This window comes from Aeromonas sp. 2MA4 (genome assembly GCF_029237305.1).
Taxonomy (GTDB): domain Bacteria; phylum Pseudomonadota; class Gammaproteobacteria; order Enterobacterales; family Aeromonadaceae; genus Aeromonas; species Aeromonas salmonicida.
This window is the reverse complement of record NZ_JAACFY010000002.1, coordinates 199,726-217,531: the sequence shown is the minus strand read 5'-3', so window position 1 is coordinate 217,531 and position 17,806 is coordinate 199,726. Positions and strand designations below refer to the sequence as shown.

The following is a 17,806-nucleotide window of genomic DNA, read 5'->3' as shown; positions in this document are numbered from 1 at the left end:
AGTCATTTAACCGCATTAAATAAAGGGTTTAAAACTGATTGTTCACTTGCTGAGCTAATTCTGATTGAAATGAAATCAATGCTGCTGGTGAATAATTGCACATCCTTGTGAAAATGGCGGCTGTCAAGGCATTAACATACATCACAGGTCACCTCCAAACAGAAAACAACTTGCAGATTAATTTCCCACCTTGTTTACATCCATTCTCAATGCAATATAATGATGCGCTTTTTTTATACCTTTACGCCTGCGAATGATGAGGACACTGCATGAGACCTTTTGAATTAAAGAGGGGCTTGGGTGCTTTGCTGTTGATCGCATCGGCCAGCTTGCTGACCGGCTGCGACATGGCGTTGATGAACCCCAAAGGGCAGATTGGTCTGGAGCAGAAATCACTGATATTAACCGCCTTGGGGCTGATGTTAATTGTGGTGATCCCTGTGATTATTATGGCAGTGGTATTTGCCCGTAAATACAGGGCATCCAATACCGACGCCAAATATACCCCGGATTGGTCTCACTCCAACAAGATTGAAGCGGTTGTCTGGACCGTTCCCGTCATTATCGTCGTCATTCTGGCGACCATCACCTGGAAAACGTCCCACGAGCTGGACCCTTACAAGCCGCTCGATTCAGAGGTCAAACCGATCCTGGTTGATGTTATTTCCCTCGACTGGAAATGGTTGTTTGTCTACCCGGAGTTGGGGATTGCCTCGGTCAATGAGTTGGCCTTCCCGGTCAACACGCCGGTGAATTTCCGGGTGACGTCTGACACCGTCATGAACTCCTTCTTCATTCCCAAACTGGGCGGGCAAATTTATGCCATGGCCGGTATGCAGACCAAGCTGCATCTCATCGCCAATGAGGCCGGGAAATATGACGGCATCTCCAGCAGCTATAGCGGTGCCGGTTTCTCCGGGATGAAGTTCAAGGCCATCGCCACGCAGGATCAGGCAGGTTTCGACGCCTGGGTCGCCAAGGTGAAACAGTCACCCAAGCAGCTCACCACAATGGCGGAGTTCGATGCTCTGGCCAAGCCGACCGAATACCATCCGGTGGAGTATTTCTCCAGCGCCGATCCGTCACTGTTCGTCAACCTGATCAACAAGTTCATGGGTGACATGGGCCACGGTGAGCATAAAGGGATGGCGCACGGCGAGACCATGGATCACACCACCATGGATCAGCAAACAATGAACCATGACGCCATGGCGCATGACACACAAATGGATCATGCCGGGCATATGACGATGCCGACGGATGACAACTCTGTGAAAGCGGGATCCGAGGAATAACTGATGTTTGGAAAATTAACGCTCGATGCCATTCCGTACCATGAACCCATCATCATGGTGACTGTGGCCGGTATCATTCTGGGTGGCCTCGGCCTTGCCGGGCTGATCACCTATTTTGGCAAGTGGCAGTATCTGTGGAAAGAGTGGTTCACCTCGGTCGACCACAAGCGTCTGGGGGTCATGTATCTGATCCTCGGCATGGTCATGCTGCTGCGCGGCTTTGCCGATGCGGTGATGATGCGTACCCAGCAGGTGATGGCCTCGGCCGGTGGCGATGGCATTTTGCCGCCCCACCACTACGACCAGATCTTCACCGCTCACGGTGTCATCATGATCTTCTTCGTGGCCATGCCGCTGGTAATAGGTCTGATGAACATAGTGGTGCCACTGCAGATCGGTGCCCGTGATGTGGCCTTCCCCTTCCTCAACAACATCAGCTTCTGGTTCACCGCCGCCGCCGTTGTGTTGATCAACGTCTCCCTGGCGGTCGGCGAGTTTGCCCAGACCGGCTGGCTGGCGTATCCGCCACTCTCTGGTCTGGAATACAGCCCGGGTGTCGGGGTGGATTACTGGATCTGGAGTCTGCAGATCTCGGGGCTGGGTACCTTGCTGACCGGCGTCAACTTCTTCGCCACCATCATCAAGATGCGTGCCCCCGGCATGACCATGATGCGCCTGCCGGTGTTCACCTGGACTGCCTTGTGCGCCAACATTTTGATCATCGCTTCCTTCCCGATCCTGACCGTCACTGTGGCACTGCTCACCGCTGACCGTTATCTCGGCACCCATTTCTTTACCAATGACATGGGTGGCAACATGATGATGTACATCAACCTCATCTGGGCCTGGGGCCATCCCGAGGTATATATCCTGGTACTGCCAGTGTTCGGGATCTTCTCGGAAGTGGTGGCCACCTTCTGCAAGAAGAAGTTGTTCGGTTACACCTCGCTGGTGTGGGCGACCATCGCCATTACCGTGCTCTCCTTCATCGTCTGGTTGCACCACTTCTTTACCATGGGGTCCGGCGCCAACGTGAATGCCTTCTTCGGCATCACCACCATGATCATCTCCATCCCGACCGGGGTGAAGATCTTCAACTGGCTGTTCACCATGTACCGTGGTCGCATCGAGTTCACCTCGCCCATGCTGTGGACCATAGGGTTCATCATCACCTTCACCATAGGTGGCATGACGGGGGTACTGCTGTCAGTACCGGCTGCGAACTTCGTGCTGCATAACAGTCTGTTCCTGATCGCCCACTTCCACAACGTCATCATCGGCGGAGTGGTGTTTGGCTGCTTCGCCGGTATCACCTACTGGTTCCCCAAGGCGTTCGGCTTCACCCTGGACGAAACCTGGGGCAAGCGCTCCTTCTGGTTCTGGATTGTCGGCTTCTTCGTGGCCTTCATGCCGCTCTACGTGCTGGGCTTCATGGGCATGACCCGTCGGGTCAGCCAGCAGCTGGATCCGGCCTTCCACCCCTGGCTAGTCGTGGCCGCCGTGGGTGCCGGCCTGATTGCCATTGGCGTCTTGTGCCAGGTGATCCAGGTGGTGGTCAGTATCCGTGACCGCGAGAAGAATCGCGATCTGACTGGCGATCCCTGGGGTGGCCGTACCCTGGAGTGGGCGACCTCTTCACCGCCGCCCTTCTACAACTTCGCCATCGAGCCGACCATCACAGGTCTGGATGCATTCTGGGAAGCCAAGCAAAACGGCACCGCCTATCAGCAGCCCAAGCAGTATGCGCCGATCCACATGCCCAGGAACACAGGGGCGGGTGTCATCATCGCAGGCTTCAGTGCTCTCTTTGGCTTTGCCATGATCTGGCACATCTGGTGGATGGCGATTGCTGCCTTCGTCGCCATGATTGCCACCTGGATCATCCACAGCTTCAACGATGATGTGGACTACTACGTGCAGGTTGACGAGATCGAACGCATCGAAGGTCAGCATTTTGCCAACATCAACAAGGGGGCGTGACGCCATGGCGACCGACGTTCTACATCACACTCACGAGGGTGCCCATGACCATGGGCACCATGATGCCGGAGCCAACAAGGTATTCGGTTTCTGGATCTACCTGATGAGTGACTGCATCTTGTTTGCATGTCTGTTTGCAACCTATGCAGTCCTGGTCAACGGCACCGCCGGCGGCCCCAGCGGCAAGGATATTTTCGAACTGCCGTTCGTGTTTGCCGAAACCATGCTGCTGCTGTTTAGCAGCATCACCTTCGGCTTTGCCATGCTGGCCATGAACAAGGGCCGTGCCGCTGCCGTCAATGGCTGGCTGCTGGTGACCTTTGTGCTGGGCGCCGGCTTCATCGCGATGGAAATCTACGAATTCCATCACCTGATTGCCGAGGGTTATGGCCCGGATCGCAGCGCCTTCCTCTCCGCCTTCTTCACCCTGGTTGGCACTCACGGCATCCACGTGACCAGCGGCCTCATCTGGCTGATCGTCATGATGGTGCTGGTGGCCAAGAAGGGGCTGACTGACCGCACCCGTTCCCGTCTGATGTGCCTGAGCCTGTTCTGGCACTTCCTGGACGTGGTGTGGATCTGCGTGTTTACCGTGGTCTATCTGATGGGAGCAATGTAAATGAGCACTCATAGCGTTGACAATCATGGCGCCAGCCACGGCAGTGCCAAGAGCTATCTGATCGGCTTCGTACTGTCAGTCATACTGACCGCCATCCCGTTCTGGATGGTGATGGACGGGGGCTTCACCCACCAGACCATGCTGATCACAGTGGTGGCCATGGCGGTGGTGCAGATCTTCGTGCATCTGGTCTACTTCCTGCACATGAACACCTCGTCCGAGGAGCGCTGGAACCTGGTGGCACTGGTGTTTACCGTGCTCATCATCGCCATCGTGGTCGTGGGTTCCCTGTGGATCATGTACAACCTCAACATCAACATGATGGTTCACTGAGCAGGTTGGCAATGATGATGAAGCAATACCTGCAAGTGACCAAGCCGGGCATCATCTTCGGTAACCTCATCTCGGTTATCGGCGGATTCCTGCTGGCGTCCAAGGGGAGCCTGGATGTGCCCCTGTTCATCCTGACCATGGCCGGTGTCTCACTGGTGGTGGCCTCCGGTTGTGTGTTCAACAACTACATAGACAGGGACATCGACTGCATCATGGAGCGTACCAAAAACCGCGCTCTGGTGAGGGGGCTTATCGCCCCCGGCGTCTCGCTCTGGTATGCGAGCGCGCTCGGTGTTGCGGGCATTGCACTGCTCTACTGGGCGGCCAATCCGTTGGCCGCCTTGCTGGCGGTGCTGGGCTTCATTGTCTATGTGGGGGTCTACAGCCTCTACATGAAGCGCCATTCTGTCTATGGCACCCTGGTTGGCAGCCTTTCGGGTGCCGCGCCACCCGTCATCGGCTACTGCGCCGTGAGCGGCCAGTTCGACTCGGGGGCCCTGATACTGCTGGCGATCTTCAGCCTGTGGCAGATGCCGCACTCCTATGCGATTGCCATCTTCCGCTTCAAGGATTATCAGGCGGCCAACATTCCAGTACTGCCGGTGGTGAAGGGGATTGTCGTGGCCAAACACCACATCACCCTCTACATACTGGCCTTCATGGTGCCGACCCTGATGCTGTTCCTCGGCGGTTACGCCGGTTACAAGTATCTGATCGTGGCCACTGCGGTCAGCGTCTGGTGGCTGGGCATGGCGCTGTCGGGTTACAAGCAGGCGGTCGATGACTCCCTCTGGGCCCGCAAGCTGTTCATGTTCTCCATCGTCACCATTACTTGCCTGAGCGTGATGATGTCGGTGGACTTCCAGCCGGACGCGACGCCGGTATTGGTGAGCATGCTGCCGTGATGGCTCGTGTTGCCGGACCCCAAGGCTGTGATGCAACACAGGAAAATCAATAGAATCCAGAGCCGGGAACCCTCCCGGCTCTGTTATTATGAGGCCCGCCCCACGGGGCGCATTGTCGGCTTTTTCGGGTGTGGCGTGCCTTGTCATCCGCCCCTTTTCTCTTCTCTCTCTCTTTGACCTATCGAGGCCATCATGAATGATTTCACCATGACGAGGGGCGAGCGCCGCGCCACCTGGGCGCTCGGCTCCGTCTTCTCTTTGCGCATGCTCGGCATGTTCATGGTGCTGCCGGTGCTGACTACCTATGGCATGTCACTGGCCGGCGCCTCCGAGGCCCTGATTGGTCTGGCCATCGGCATCTACGGCATGACCCAGGCGCTGTTCCAGATCCCGTTCGGCCTGCTCTCTGATCGCATCGGCAGAAAGCCCTTGATCGTCGGCGGCCTGCTGATGTTTGCGTTGGGCAGCGTGATCGCGGCACTGACTCACTCCATCTGGGGCGTCATCCTCGGCCGCGCCTTGCAGGGCAGCGGTGCCATCTCGGCCGCCGTCATGGCGCTGCTGTCAGATCTCACCCGTGAGCAGAACCGTACCAAGGCGATGGCTTTTATCGGGGTAAGCTTTGGCATCACCTTCGCCATTGCCATGGTGACGGGCCCCCTGATTACCCATGCGCTGGGGCTCTCCGGCCTGTTCTGGCTGATAGCCTTGCTGGCCCTGGGGGGCATTGGCATCACCCTCTGGCTGGTGCCGACCCCGACCAGTCATCTGCTCAACCGCGAGTCCAGCATGGTCAGGGGAGGGATGCGCACCGTGCTCACCAACCCGCGCCTGCTCAAACTCAACCTCGGCATTTTGTGCGTCCATACCCTGCTGATGTCGAGCTTCGTGGCGTTGCCGCCACTGCTGGAGCAGGCCGGTCTGCCCCGCGACAGTCAGTGGCAGGCCTATCTGTTCACCATGCTGGTCGCCTTTGTGAGCGTGGTGCCGTTCATCATCTATGCCGAGAAGCACCGCCAGATGAAGCGGGTATTCCAGATCTGCGTGCTGGTGATGCTGATCGCCGAAGTGGTGCTGTGGCAGGCCGGGTTGCAGCTGTGGGGCCTGCTCGCCGGGTTGCAGCTCTTCTTTATCGGTTTCAACGTAATGGAAGCGCTGTTGCCATCCCTCATCAGCAAGGAGTCCCCCCCCGGTTACAAGGGCACCGCCATGGGGGTCTACTCCACCAGCCAGTTTATTGGCGTGGCTCTCGGTGGCAGCCTGGGCGGGCTCTTTTACAGTCTGGGAGGCGGTGCACTGGTGTTTGGTTGCTGCGCCCTGCTGGCCCTGATCTGGCTCGGTGTGAGCCTGACCATGCAGGAGCCCCCCTATGTGAGCAGCCTGCGCATCGTGCTGCCGGAAGGTGTGGAGGCGAGTCCGGCGCTGGAGCAGAAGATCCGCGCCTGTGAGGGGGTGAGCGATGTGATGCTGGCCAGTGCAGAGCGCTCTGTGTACGTGAAAATCGATGCCAAGCGCCTCACTCGCCAGGATCTGGAGCAGTTGATCGCCGCCTGATCTCTTTGTGCCATCGATAAAGAAGCCCGCCAATTCGGCGGGCTTCTTGTTTGGTTTTTTATGAGTCAGGGCAAGTGCTCAATCAGCCTTGCAGCTTTGCTCCCGCATCAGTGTTTGCCTGTCGCCCAGCAGCAGGGTGCTGAGGGCCTGATTGGCACATTGGACACTGCCCAGCTGAACATGGAAGTTGCTCTGCTCGACTCTGACCAGACGGGCCGCCTGCCCAAAGGCGGCCTGCATCTGGCGCGTATTGCTGAAAGGGGTTATGGGGTCATACTCTGCCCCCAGTACCAGTGCCAATGATCCAGCTGGGAGCTCAATCTCTCCGGCGTCCACAGTGGGCACTGGCTTGCGGGGATAGGGCCAATCTGCACAGGCATGGAAGCTGTTATCCAGCATAAAAGCCCCCGCACCTTGGAAGCTGGCATCTTCCGGATCCAGATCCTGCCAGCGGTAAGATTGGCCGTTGTCGGTGCAGTGAATGGCGGAGAAGAAGGGACCGCCCATGATCTCCTCGTAGGGATTGTTCCCCTCTTGCTCTTTGGCGAGACGAGCCAGCAGTTCGCTGGCATCGTCCTGCAGCCAGAACGCCAGCTGGTCGTAGCCCTCTTGCCCGGTGAGCGCATCTCCCATGACCGCCTCCCACTGCTTGTGATCCAGAGTATTGCCTTGGTTATCGACATACAGGCCCTTGTCGCGCACCTGCCGGGTCACCTCCACGCTGCGTTGCAGCGCCTGGGCGCCAAAGCGCCAGTTGAAGACACGGCCCGCATTAGCGGCATCCTCTTGGAAGATGGCTGGATAGCGATCCTCGCTCGGCGACATGGAAGAGTCGACGATCACATCGGCCACGTGGCTCGGGTAGCGCTGGGCGTAGAGAGCTGCGAGGCGGGTGCCATAGGAGAAGGTGAGGGGAGTGATCTTGTCATGCCCCAGGTGTTGGCGCAGGCGATCAATGTCCTGCACTATGGCCTGGGAGCCCAGATGGGGGGCGTAACGACGAAATGGCTCGTCGCAGCGTTCCAGTATCAGTTTGCTGAGAGCCTTGCCGTGATCGCCGCTGTTGTTCAGCGCCGACAGGGCGCCCTTGTCCCGTTCAATGAATAATCTGGCGAGCTCGCTTGGGGTCATGTCAGGTTTGACGCCGTCTTTGTCTTTTAGCAGGCAGCTTCTGAGCTCGTGTCCTAGTGCACTGTAACCAGCCCCTCTGGGGTCCATGGTGACGATATCGTAATGTCTGAGAATGTCAGGATCGGCATTGCGCAGCGCGGTGAGCAGGGGGCCCATCCTCGGGGTTGCTGAATCGGGGCCGCCCGGGTTGAAAAAGAGGGTGCCGTGATAGCCGCCGGTGGCGCGATAGTGCACATAGAAGAGATCGATAGTGTCACCCTTGACCTTGCGGGTCTCCTGCTTGACCTGACCCAGGTCGATGCCGTTTGACCAGGAGGGCGTCGAGAACCGGGTTGTGCTATCTGACCAGGAAGGGGATGAGAAGCGAGTCGTGTTGCCGGAGAGGAAGGAGCTTGCTGTGGTGGGCGCAGGGCGCTTCTCCCATTTGGTCTGTTTGACATCGACCCACTCCTTGTCGTAATCCAGCGGTACTGTCAGGTAGTGGCAACTGAGCTGACTGGCGATGTCATCTTGCTGCCACTCTTGCTGCAATTGGCGGCAGACGACACCTGTGTCATAGGCGGCGGTGATATGTTGCCCCTTGAAGGGAGGCTCCTCTTTCTTTTCCAGTTCGCAGCCCGCCAACAGGGTGGGTGCCAGTAGAGAGATCATCAGCGTGTATTTCATCGTTTGTTTCCATCGTATTGCCTGAACAAGCGGATGGTAAGCGAATGAACAAGATGAAATGCAGTGATTAATTGTGTGAAAATATTGCTGTTGTTTATATCAAAAATAAATGAAAGGCATTAAATAAGAATATAGATAGTAACTGTTGTGTGCGGAACCATTATTTTCAATTTTATCACCCCTGCGTTATTAATTTAAAATGTGTAATTAAACAACAATTTAGGTGATTTTTTTTTGGGTTTAGTTACCTTGTCTGCCAGGTTGCCAATATAGTTTTCAATATAGGCGACTTGATGATAGCCGCTATCTGCGGCTGCTGTTGCAGCCTGTATTTTGGTTGCCTTTTCGCCACGCTGGCGGCCTCTTGCTTTGGATGATAAATAATATAATAGTGAGCTGTCGCCATCCGGGCGAGAGCGGACCAAATAAAAATGCCCACTCATGAAGTGGGCATGTTTATTTTCTGGCCGAGTGCTGGCTATTAGCGCTCCAGCAGGGGGGCGGAGCGGTAACTCCAGAGGCCATAGGTGCGCAGCGCATCGCGGTAGATGCCGAGCAGTTCGCTGTCGCTCACCTTGGCCAGTGCCGAGAGCGGCTTGTCCGGGTAGCTGACGCTGTCTATCTGGATCCCGGCGGGACCGCTCTGCCAGCAGGCGATCTCCAGCAGGGTCTGGCCTCGGCGCACGTGGCTGGCCGAGCTCACCAGGGTCGCATACTGGATCTGGTGACGGGCCAGGGCATAGCCGCTGTAGAGGGCATTTTCCACCGTGCTGGTGGCGTAGTTCTCCTCAATGATGCGCGAGCGATCTACCCCTTTCTTTACCAGCCAGTCGGCCATCAGCTTGCCTTCGGTCTGGCGGTTCTGGGGCACACCACCTGTCAGTATGATCAGCGCAGACGGATTGGCCTGGGCCAGGGAGCGGGTGGTCTCCAGCCTGCCCAGCAGGATCTCGTGCATGCTGCCATCCGGGTTGAGGGCATACCCCAGGGTGACGATGGCTTGCCGCCCCTTTTTCTTTTCCCGGCCCTGACGCTCCTTGAGCGGAGTGGCATTGACTCTGTCTATGGTGTCGAAGATGCGTTTCAGATCGGCGGCGCGGCCGCTGTTGAGCTCGCTCACCCGCTTGAAATAGTCATCAGCCTTGCCCTGATTGCCTTTGAATCGCTGCCAGGTGGCGAGATAGGTGTTCAGATCCAGATCGTCTGGCGCCGTGCTGAGACCCTGCTCGAACAGTGTGATGGCCTTGTCCACGTTGCCGTTGTAAATCTGGGCGTTGGCTGCCGAGATCAACAGGTCGGTGCGGTAGGGTTCGAGCTGATAGGCCTGCAGCAGCAGTTCTGTGACCTGCTCCATGTTGCTCGGCATCTTGGCGGTGAACCCGGCAGTGGAGATGCGAGCCGGCGACTTGAAGACCTGCCAGGCATCCGCCAGCAGTTGATCAACCACCTGGCGCTTGCTGATGTACTGATCGTAATTTTGCTCCTTTTGCAGGGAGCGCACAGGGGCCGCCCAGGCATCGGAGGGGATAAACACTGGCAGCGCCAACAGGCTGGCCAGAGTCAGGGCAATCGCATTTTTCTTCATCATGGCGTTCCACCGAGGGTTAAGGGCACCAAGCCATTCCATCACCCGTAGGGGCTTTTTCAATAAAAACATCAACTTGGTGATTGCTTACTCTACTCCCTTTCAGATGAAAAAAACGTGAACCGCTTCGGTTATCGGGGGATGGGCTGTGGTGGTGCGGTCAAAGAGAGCAGCAAGGTCTGTGATGCAGAGCAAGAACCAATACCCATGCAGATACCGGGGCAGGGTGTGCTTGTCACTTGCCCCCCGACGTTTTGCCGGGGGGACGTGCTGTCGGTGCCGAGGTCACTCCGGCTTCGCGACCTTGTCGAACCAGGCTTTCCACTGGGGGACTGCGGTGGCGAAGGTGCCGCGATGGGTGGTCGGGCCGGTCGAGATGGCCTCGACGTTCTGGTTGCCCGATCCCATGGATTGGGCATACATCATCGCCATGCGACCGACTCCCGGTGTGATTGCCTCATCGGTTTCCCCGTAGTAGTTGCGTACCGGCGACTGTATGACCCAGCGGTAGGCGTGTGCTGAGCCGATCAGCTTGCCGAACGCCGAGTTGGCAAAATAGTGAGGGTCGAAATAGGCCGGGCGGATCAGCTTGTGCAGATCCGTGGTGATGTCGGACGGATTGAAGGGCTCTCTGTCATAGGCCTTCTTGGCAATGTCGTAATACTCGTCGGTCAGCAAGGAGCGGGCGAGCCCGGGTATGCCGTAGTAATGCTCGTAGGCAAAGGATGAGAGGATCATGATGCTGTTGAGCCAGACGGCATCGAACTTGCGCGGGTAGACCAGAAAACCCTGCATCAAGGCGTAGACATCCAGCGGTGCGCTGGCGGTGGCGGCGCCATCGACCTTGACCCCGGCTGCTTCGAGTTTCTCGAGGAAGGCCATGGTCACGAATCCCCCCTGTGACCAGCCCGCCAGAAACAGCTTGTCGCTGACGATCTGCATGTGGGCGAGCACGGCGCGGCTGGCCATCAGCAGATCAAATGTGGCCTGTTGATGGCTGCCCTTGACCATATAGCCTTCCGGCTCGGTCGAGGTGCCGAGGCCAAAGTAGTCGGCACCGATGAGCAGGTACCCCTGACCCACGAACTGCGCGATCATCAACTGGGTTTCCGGTGACTGATCGGCAAAGGAGGGCACCTCATTGTGACCATAGACGGTGCCGTGCTGATAGGAGACGGTTGGAAAGGCCTGGCCACCGGTGTCAGGCACAGCCAGCAGGCCAGAGGCCACTGTAGGCTTGTTGCCCATCTCGGGGATGACGGAGTGGTAGCTGATGCGATAGAGGCGCACGGCATTGCGCGCGGGAGTATACGAGACAGTGATGCCGGCAAAGGCCGGTGTGTCACGGGTCAGGATCTTGTTCAGCTGATCCTGATCCCAGCGTGCAATCAGCTGGTATTGGATGCCTGATGTTACCTGAACCGGCTCGCTCTGTTGAGCAAACGCCTGTGACACGCCTATGTGCAAAAGCAGGGTAAAAATACCGAGACGAATCCAATTTCTCATCCTGAAGACTCCATTTTCCAGTAAAGATACGCAATGTGGCGCTGTTCATTGCCCGGCTTTCTGCGTCTGCAGGTCCTGGGTGTGCCAGCGAGAACACAAGGCAGAGACAGAGCCTGACCACCGTCAGTTTATTCCTGTTAGCCAGCCCAGTGTGATCCATCCGCGCCATGGATGCGACCCTCTTGAGGCTTGATTGCTCACTGCTCATGTCAAGGGCTAAACCCGAAAGGGACAGCAGCGCGTGGTGATAATCGGTTCCCGATCATCCAATGGCCTGTTTGTTGATGGCACCCGGCATCTGGAGGGGGGGGACATGACAAGGCGAGGCCGCATGGCGCGACCTGCCTGGTCAGGCTGATGCCCGCTTCTGCAGATGGGGGGCGATGATATGGCGGTTGGGAGCGAGCTCGGGTTGCTGCATCCGGGTCAGCAGCCGCAGGGCAGCCTGGCGGCCTATTTCCCGTGCCGGTGAGCTGACGAAGGTGAGGGCAGGATAAGTGAGCTCGGCCTCTGCCACGTCGTCAAAGCCGAGCAGGGCTACTTGCTGGCCGATGTAGTTGTCCTTGCCCACTGTGCGTCCGCTCGCCTCCACCCCGTAAATGCCGCCGAGCGCCACCTCTGGGTAGTGACAGAGGATGGCCGTCACCTTGGGGTGCTGGTGCAGCAGCTGGGCTATGGTGTCGGCGGCGCTGCGCTGGGTGCGCTCGCACTCCAGTACCCACTCCGGTTTGAAGGGGAGGCCGTATTGCAGCAGGCTGGCGCAGTAGCCGCCGATGCGCTCGGCGCGGGTGAGGGAGTCGGCCCGCCCGCCGACGTAGGCGATATGGCGGTGGCCCTGCTCGATTAGATAAGTGGTGGCCTGCTGGGCGGCGTGAGTGTTGTCGGGGCCGATAAAGTCCACGTCATCCCGATAGTAGGAGCGGGCGGCGCACACCACCGGCAGCTGTGAGCCCAGCAGGGTCTCCAGGGTTTTAGCCGCCGCGCCGCGCACCGGATTGAAGATGATGCCCGCCACCCCCTGCCGTGACAGGGACTGGATGCTCTGCTGCAATCGCTCCGGGCTGTGGCCGCACTGGGTCAGAAACAGCAGATAGCCCTGCTGCTCCAGCACCTCGCTCACCCCGGCCGTGACCTCGGTATAGAAGGGATCCGTGATGTCGCGCAGGATCAGCCCCACCAGGTTGGATTGCTGGCTGCGCAGGTTGGCGGCGGCACTGTTGGGCACGTAGTCGAGCGCTTTGATGGCCTGCTGAACCCGCTCGGCGGTCGCCGGCGAGATGCGCCCCTTGCCATTGAGCACCATGGAGACGGTAGTGACCGAGACCCCCGCCAGCTGGGCCACGTCGGTGATCTTGGCGTTTTTCGAGACGAGTGATTTGGACGACATAGGTTTGGACGGCATGGGTTGTGACGACATAGTGCGAGTGCTGCAGCCATGGGCAAAGAGACCGGAGAACCACAGCATACCCCCTCGTATACCCAAGTGAAACGTTACATCACAGCTGCGCCGATCTGGCTCACAGATTTTAATCCACTCGCCATTCGGGCCTGCCATTCTGTGATCCTGTCGGCACTTGTGAGTTGATAAAACGTTTTATCATCCACAAAACCTGATGCGGTCTCTCTCCCCTGCCTGCCCTCCTTGAGTGCAGTACGGGAGATCGGCATCGAGACGTGACCTTCACTTCACAAGGATCAGACACATGGCCAAGCCCCAAGCCAAATCCACCATCTGGGAGTTCCTCCAGAGCCTCGGCAAGACTTTTATGCTGCCGGTCGCCCTGCTGGCCTTCTCGGGCATTTTGCTCGGTGTCGGCAGTTCGCTTACCAGCGATGCGGTCAAGCAGAGCATGCCCTTCCTCGACAATACCGTGCTGCAACTGCTGTTCCTCTGGATGACCAAGGTGGGGCTGGTGGCCTTTATCTACCTGCCGGTGATGTTTGCGGTGGCCATTCCGCTGGGGCTGGCGCGAGAAGAGAAGGGGGTCGCGGCCTTTGCCGGTTTCGTCGGCTATGCGGCGCTCAACCTCTCCATCAACTTCTACCTGACCGTGGCCAACGTGATCGGTGATGCAGCGGCGGAGAAGGCCTACGGGGTGAAATCGATCCTCGGTATCAGCTCCATCGACACCGGTATTCTGGGGGCCATCATCGTCGGGGTGATCGTCGCCAAACTGCACGCCCGTTTCTACACCTACAAGATGCCCGATGCGCTCGCCTTCTTCGGCGGTGCCCGCTTCGTGCCTATCATCACCGTGCTGGTACTGGGTGTAGTCGGTCTGGTCGTGCCGTTCGCCTGGCCCTGGTTTGCCGCTGGCATCAATGGTATCGGGGCGCTGATCTCCCACGCCGGTCCCTTCGGCCCCTTCCTGTTCGGTACCGGTGAGCGTCTGCTGCTGCCGCTCGGCCTGCACCACATTCTGGTGGCGCTCATTCGCTTTACCGAAGCGGGCGGCACCCAGCTGGTATGCGGTCACGAGGTGAGCGGCGCCCTCAATATCTTCTACGCCGAGCTCTCTTGCGCCGACACCAGCGGCTTCTCGGTCTCTGCCACTTCGTTCCTCTCTCAGGGCAAGATGCCTGCCTTCCTCGGCGGCCTGCCGGGTGCGGCGCTCGCCATGTATCACTGCGCTCGCCCAGAAAATCGCGGCAAGATCAAGGCGCTGCTGGTCTCCGGCGTAGTGGCCTGCGTCATCGGCGGCATCACGGAGCCGCTGGAGTTCCTGTTCCTGTTCGTGGCACCGGTGCTCTACGTCATTCACGCCATCCTGACGGGTCTGGGCTTTATGACCATGGGGCTGCTTGGCGTCACCATCGGCAACACCGACGGTAACATCATCGATTTTCTGGTGTTCGGCGTGCTGCAAGGCACCGCCACCAAGTGGTATCTGGTGCCGGTCGCGGCCGCTATCTGGTTTGCCATCTACTACAGCGTGTTCCGCTTCGCCATAGTGCGCTTCAACCTGAAAACTCCTGGTCGTGAAAAAGAGAGCCGGGAGATTGAGACGAGCGAGACCGCCCAACCGGCGGGCAAGAAGGTGGGCAACAGCGGTTACAACGGTGAGGTGATCCTTAACGCCTTGGGCGGGGCTGATAACATACTCGCGCTCGATAACTGCATCACCCGCCTGCGGATGTCGGTGCAGGACATGAGCCGGGTCGATGACAAGGTATTGAAAGCGAATGGCGCCATCGGGGTGATCAAGCTCGACGAGCACAACCTGCAGGTGGTGATCGGCCCTCAGGTGCATCTGGTGAAAAACCAGCTGCAGAGCCTGATGGGGGCCTGAACCGGCCAATGACATCCGAACGGGGGGCGCAAGCCCCCCTCTTTGCCTCTCCCAATATGTCTCCTGTTTATGGAGGGAGAAAATTAATGCGCAATATTGATTACTTCGACCGCGTGGTCGATCGCCACGGCACCTACTGCACCCAGTGGGACTATGTGGTCGACCGCTTCGGCCACGCCGACCTGCTTCCCTTTACCATCTCCGACATGGATTTCGAGACTGCCCCCTGCATTCGCCAGACCCTGGCAACGCGGCTCGAACACGGGGTATTTGGCTACAGCCGCTGGAATCACGGCGACTTCAAGGGGGCGGTGAACGACTGGTTTGCTCGCCGCTACGGGGCAGAGCTCGACCCCGAAACCCTGGTCTATGGCCCCTCTGTCATCTATGTGATTGCCCAGCTGGTGAGCCTCTGGTCGGCGCCGGGTGAGGGGGTGCTGGTACATACCCCCGCCTACGACGCCTTCGGCAATATGCTGGCCGCCAACGACAGGGTGTTGCTGCCTTGTCCACTTAAAAAAGAGCAGGGGCGTTACCAGATCGACTGGCAATGTTTCGAGCAACAGGCGGCCCGCTCCGATTGCCGGATTTTGCTTCTGTGCAGCCCTCACAACCCCACCGGCCGGGTCTGGACGCGGGATGAACTGAGCCGAATGGCCGCTATCTGCCTGCGCCACGGAGTCAAGGTGATCTCGGACGACATCCATATGGATGTGAGTTTTGCCCGCTATCTGCCGTGGAGCGAAGTGGCGCCGGACGATCACTGGGCGTTGGTGAGCTCGGGCTCGAAATCCTTCAATATTCCCGCCCTTGGCGGTGCCTACGCCTTTATTGCCAACGCAGCGGCGCGGGCCGCCTATCTGCAGCGGCTCAAGGCGGCCCATGGTCTCTCATCGCCGCCCATTCTGGGGGTGCTGGCCCATATCAGCGCCTATCGGGACGGGGCTGCCTGGCTCGATGTGCTCAAATCCTATCTGCACGGCAACCTCACTCATGTGGCGACGCGGCTTAACGCAGCCTTACCCGCCATCGACTATCGTGTGCCCGAGGGAACCTATCTCGCCTGGATTGACTTGAACGGCCTCGGTATCGACTCCACCGAACGGATGGATGCGCTGCAAACCTTGCTGGTGGAGAAATACCGGGTCGCTATCATGCGCGGCGACACCTACGGCCCGGAAGGCACAGGCTATATCCGCCTCAACGTCGGCTGTCCGCGATCTAAGGTAGATAAAGGCCTCGACGCCCTGATTGGTGCGCTGCAGGATCTGCTTGCCGGATAGAGAACCGCCGCCCTCGGGCGGCGGTTGTTATTTCGAGGCCGCCTTTTCAGGCTTGTAGCGGGTCTGCTCTATTTGATCGAAGCGCAGGATCAGGGTGTCGCCACCCTTGAGGCGGTAGGCGCAGTGGGAGTTGTTGCAGGCGATGCGGATATGGGGTTCATCCCCCAGCAGAGGGGATTGGCTATGGGCCTCGGTTAGCGGCCAGTTGCCTTGTTCTAGGTGGGTAATTTGGCTACGAGCCAGTTCTTCTCCCAGGGGTTTGATATGTTCAGATGCCATGATGACCAGCAAGGGAGGCACGACAAAAACAGCGAGCTTGATAATAGAGTTTCTTAGCCAGAGCATGGCGTTGAAGGTAAAGGGGGCCGGATAGTTATTGGCGATTTTTCCCCCCTTCAGCACGAGGGGGCACAGCACAAAGAAGCGGATAATCCACCAGGAGAGTGTTAGCCGCCACTTCACGGCAAACAGCATGACAAAGAGAGCAAGAAACAGCATTCCTAGCGCAGCGAGTAATGGAAATACATAGGGTAAAAGCAGCTGAATTAGCAGATAAAAACCGGTAAAAAGCGTAATGTCGGCGGATAGAGAAAACTCTGTTGAGTCCAGTCTGAATTGCCCCAGATAACCTTGGTAATAGCGCATCCCCACAAAGTACACAGTTGCCGTCAGCAAGGGGATTAGAGCGCATAGAATGCCGACAAATCCCAGCATGCCTTCTTTATCTTCATCCTCGTCCTTTGAAGCCCGCAGTTCTTGTAGATGTTTCTTAAGCCATTTCCGCTTCAAGGCGGTTAAATCTATCTCCATGTGACTACTCCCTGTCTCAAGTGAGTTGGGTTGTGTTCATCTATTCATGAGTCCCAGTTCGTGTCATATCAATGAAGAGAGGACGATGGTTTGGGGCTATTCAACGGGGCTCTTCGGTACGATACAGCACCTTGCCGCAGGCGAGGCAGGTATGGCGAAAGCGGTTGTCGTACCAGCCGGTCTGGGGGTAACCCAGTACCTTGTCCGAGCCGCAGGCACAGCAGCGGACCCCGAGTGCATCGTCGGTGGTGCACTCGGGGTGGGCGTGGCGCCTGTCCCAGAAACGCATGGCATAGAGGCTGGCCGCAAGGGAAAGCAGGCCAAACAGCCATAAGAGGTCCATGATGTGACTCCTTGGTGAGAAAGCGAGATAAGGGGCCTGGATCAGAGAATGGCGCGGCTGCGAAACAGCACCTTGCCGCAAGCAAGGCAGGTGTGACGCAGGCGGTAATCACCGGAGCCGGTCAGCGGGCTGAACAGTACCTTGTGGGAACCGCAGGCGTAGCAGCTGGCGTTCTCGTCATCCTCGGTGGCGCACTCGGGATGCAGGTTGAGGTACTCGGCCAAGGTGGGCAGCTTGTCCCAGTCGGGCTGAGTGACAGAGCGGTTCTTGAGGATGATGCCGGCGGTCACCAGACCCGCCAGGGTGAGCAGTACGTCCGTCAATTCCATGTTGTGCAAGGCTCCGTCCATGTGCGGTCGCAAGGCCGGCTGGCAGGCGAAGGCACAATATGGCTCCTATCTTATATTTCCATGGGCTGAGTGCGCTATCCCCGTCCGGGTAACGGTTAGCGGGTTGGTGCTTGGCTCCTGCCTGGCATTGAGAGTCTATGGATTGAAATAAACGAA

16 protein-coding genes are annotated in these 17,806 nt (G+C 58.1%); 8 read left to right on the top strand and 8 right to left on the bottom strand.

Annotated features, from left to right (window positions below; translation table 11 throughout):
* Positions 1-269: 269 nt before the first annotated feature.
* The 6 genes from cyoA to GWQ31_RS03535 all read left to right on the top strand — a co-directional run bounded on the left by cyoA (position 270) and on the right by GWQ31_RS03535 (position 6,686).
* Entirely contained in the window at positions 270-1,295 is a 1,026-nt protein-coding gene (cyoA, locus tag GWQ31_RS03560; RefSeq protein ID WP_219590287.1) for a cytochrome o ubiquinol oxidase subunit II, read from the top strand.
* A 3-nt stretch (positions 1,296-1,298) separates the two neighbouring features.
* Entirely contained in the window at positions 1,299-3,275 is a 1,977-nt protein-coding gene (gene cyoB, locus GWQ31_RS03555) for a cytochrome o ubiquinol oxidase subunit I (protein ID WP_265421258.1), read from the top strand.
* Between the two features lie 4 nt (positions 3,276-3,279).
* A complete protein-coding gene (locus GWQ31_RS03550) occupies positions 3,280-3,894 on the top strand; it encodes a cytochrome o ubiquinol oxidase subunit III (RefSeq protein WP_005312702.1) in 615 nt (204 codons plus the stop codon).
* Positions 3,895-4,227, top strand: a complete 333-nt coding sequence (locus tag GWQ31_RS03545; protein WP_005312705.1) for a cytochrome o ubiquinol oxidase subunit IV — start codon at positions 3,895-3,897, stop codon at positions 4,225-4,227.
* A gap of 11 nt (positions 4,228-4,238) precedes the next feature.
* Positions 4,239-5,132 (top strand): heme o synthase, encoded by an 894-nt coding sequence (gene cyoE / locus GWQ31_RS03540; RefSeq protein ID WP_005312708.1) that lies wholly within the window; start codon positions 4,239-4,241, stop codon positions 5,130-5,132.
* Positions 5,133-5,324: 192 nt separating this feature from the next.
* Positions 5,325-6,686, top strand: coding sequence for an MFS transporter (locus GWQ31_RS03535; protein ID WP_265462207.1), 1,362 nt, complete (start codon positions 5,325-5,327; stop codon positions 6,684-6,686).
* Positions 6,687-6,764: 78 nt separating this feature from the next.
* Here the strand turns inward: GWQ31_RS03535 and GWQ31_RS03530 are convergent, their stop codons facing one another.
* The 5 genes from GWQ31_RS03530 to GWQ31_RS03510 all read right to left on the bottom strand — a co-directional run bounded on the left by GWQ31_RS03530 (position 6,765) and on the right by GWQ31_RS03510 (position 12,961).
* The gene (locus GWQ31_RS03530) at positions 6,765-8,483 is read right to left on the bottom strand and encodes an alpha/beta fold hydrolase (protein ID WP_275908642.1); all 1,719 of its coding nucleotides are present in this window, start codon (positions 8,481-8,483) and stop codon (positions 6,765-6,767) included.
* Positions 8,484-8,677: 194 nt separating this feature from the next.
* Complete coding sequence (locus GWQ31_RS03525; protein WP_275908641.1) at positions 8,678-8,926, bottom strand: hypothetical protein; 249 nt, start codon at positions 8,924-8,926, stop codon at positions 8,678-8,680.
* Between the two features lie 38 nt (positions 8,927-8,964).
* Positions 8,965-10,068, bottom strand: coding sequence for a YdcF family protein (locus GWQ31_RS03520; protein ID WP_096118830.1), 1,104 nt, complete (start codon positions 10,066-10,068; stop codon positions 8,965-8,967).
* 285 nt (positions 10,069-10,353) lie between these two features.
* Positions 10,354-11,574 carry an alpha/beta hydrolase gene (locus GWQ31_RS03515; protein ID WP_111589093.1) on the bottom strand — a complete coding sequence of 407 codons (1,221 nt, stop codon included), beginning with the start codon at positions 11,572-11,574 and terminating at the stop codon, positions 10,354-10,356.
* Positions 11,575-11,923: 349 nt separating this feature from the next.
* Positions 11,924-12,961, bottom strand: a complete 1,038-nt coding sequence (locus GWQ31_RS03510) for a Mal regulon transcriptional regulator MalI (protein ID WP_265421346.1) — start codon at positions 12,959-12,961, stop codon at positions 11,924-11,926.
* A 316-nt stretch (positions 12,962-13,277) separates the two neighbouring features.
* Between GWQ31_RS03510 and malX the strand changes: the two genes are divergently transcribed.
* Both malX and GWQ31_RS03500 read left to right on the top strand, forming a co-directional pair.
* The gene (gene malX / locus GWQ31_RS03505) at positions 13,278-14,864 is read left to right on the top strand and encodes a maltose/glucose-specific PTS transporter subunit IIBC (RefSeq protein ID WP_265421254.1); all 1,587 of its coding nucleotides are present in this window, start codon (positions 13,278-13,280) and stop codon (positions 14,862-14,864) included.
* Positions 14,865-14,950: 86 nt separating this feature from the next.
* Positions 14,951-16,147: a MalY/PatB family protein gene (locus tag GWQ31_RS03500; RefSeq protein ID WP_275908640.1), complete on the top strand. Its 1,197-nt coding sequence runs from the start codon at positions 14,951-14,953 to the stop codon at positions 16,145-16,147.
* A 27-nt stretch (positions 16,148-16,174) separates the two neighbouring features.
* On the opposite strand, the gene GWQ31_RS03495 is transcribed toward GWQ31_RS03500, so the two are convergent.
* From GWQ31_RS03495 to GWQ31_RS03485, 3 genes are all read right to left on the bottom strand, one after another.
* Complete coding sequence (locus GWQ31_RS03495) at positions 16,175-16,957, bottom strand: hypothetical protein (RefSeq protein ID WP_265421252.1); 783 nt, start codon at positions 16,955-16,957, stop codon at positions 16,175-16,177.
* A gap of 100 nt (positions 16,958-17,057) precedes the next feature.
* On the bottom strand, positions 17,058-17,300 hold the full coding sequence (locus GWQ31_RS03490; protein ID WP_265421251.1) for a hypothetical protein: 243 nt from the start codon (positions 17,298-17,300) through the stop codon (positions 17,058-17,060).
* A 41-nt stretch (positions 17,301-17,341) separates the two neighbouring features.
* Positions 17,342-17,629, bottom strand: a complete 288-nt coding sequence (locus GWQ31_RS03485; protein WP_265421250.1) for a hypothetical protein — start codon at positions 17,627-17,629, stop codon at positions 17,342-17,344.
* Between the last annotated feature and the right edge of the window lie 177 nt (positions 17,630-17,806).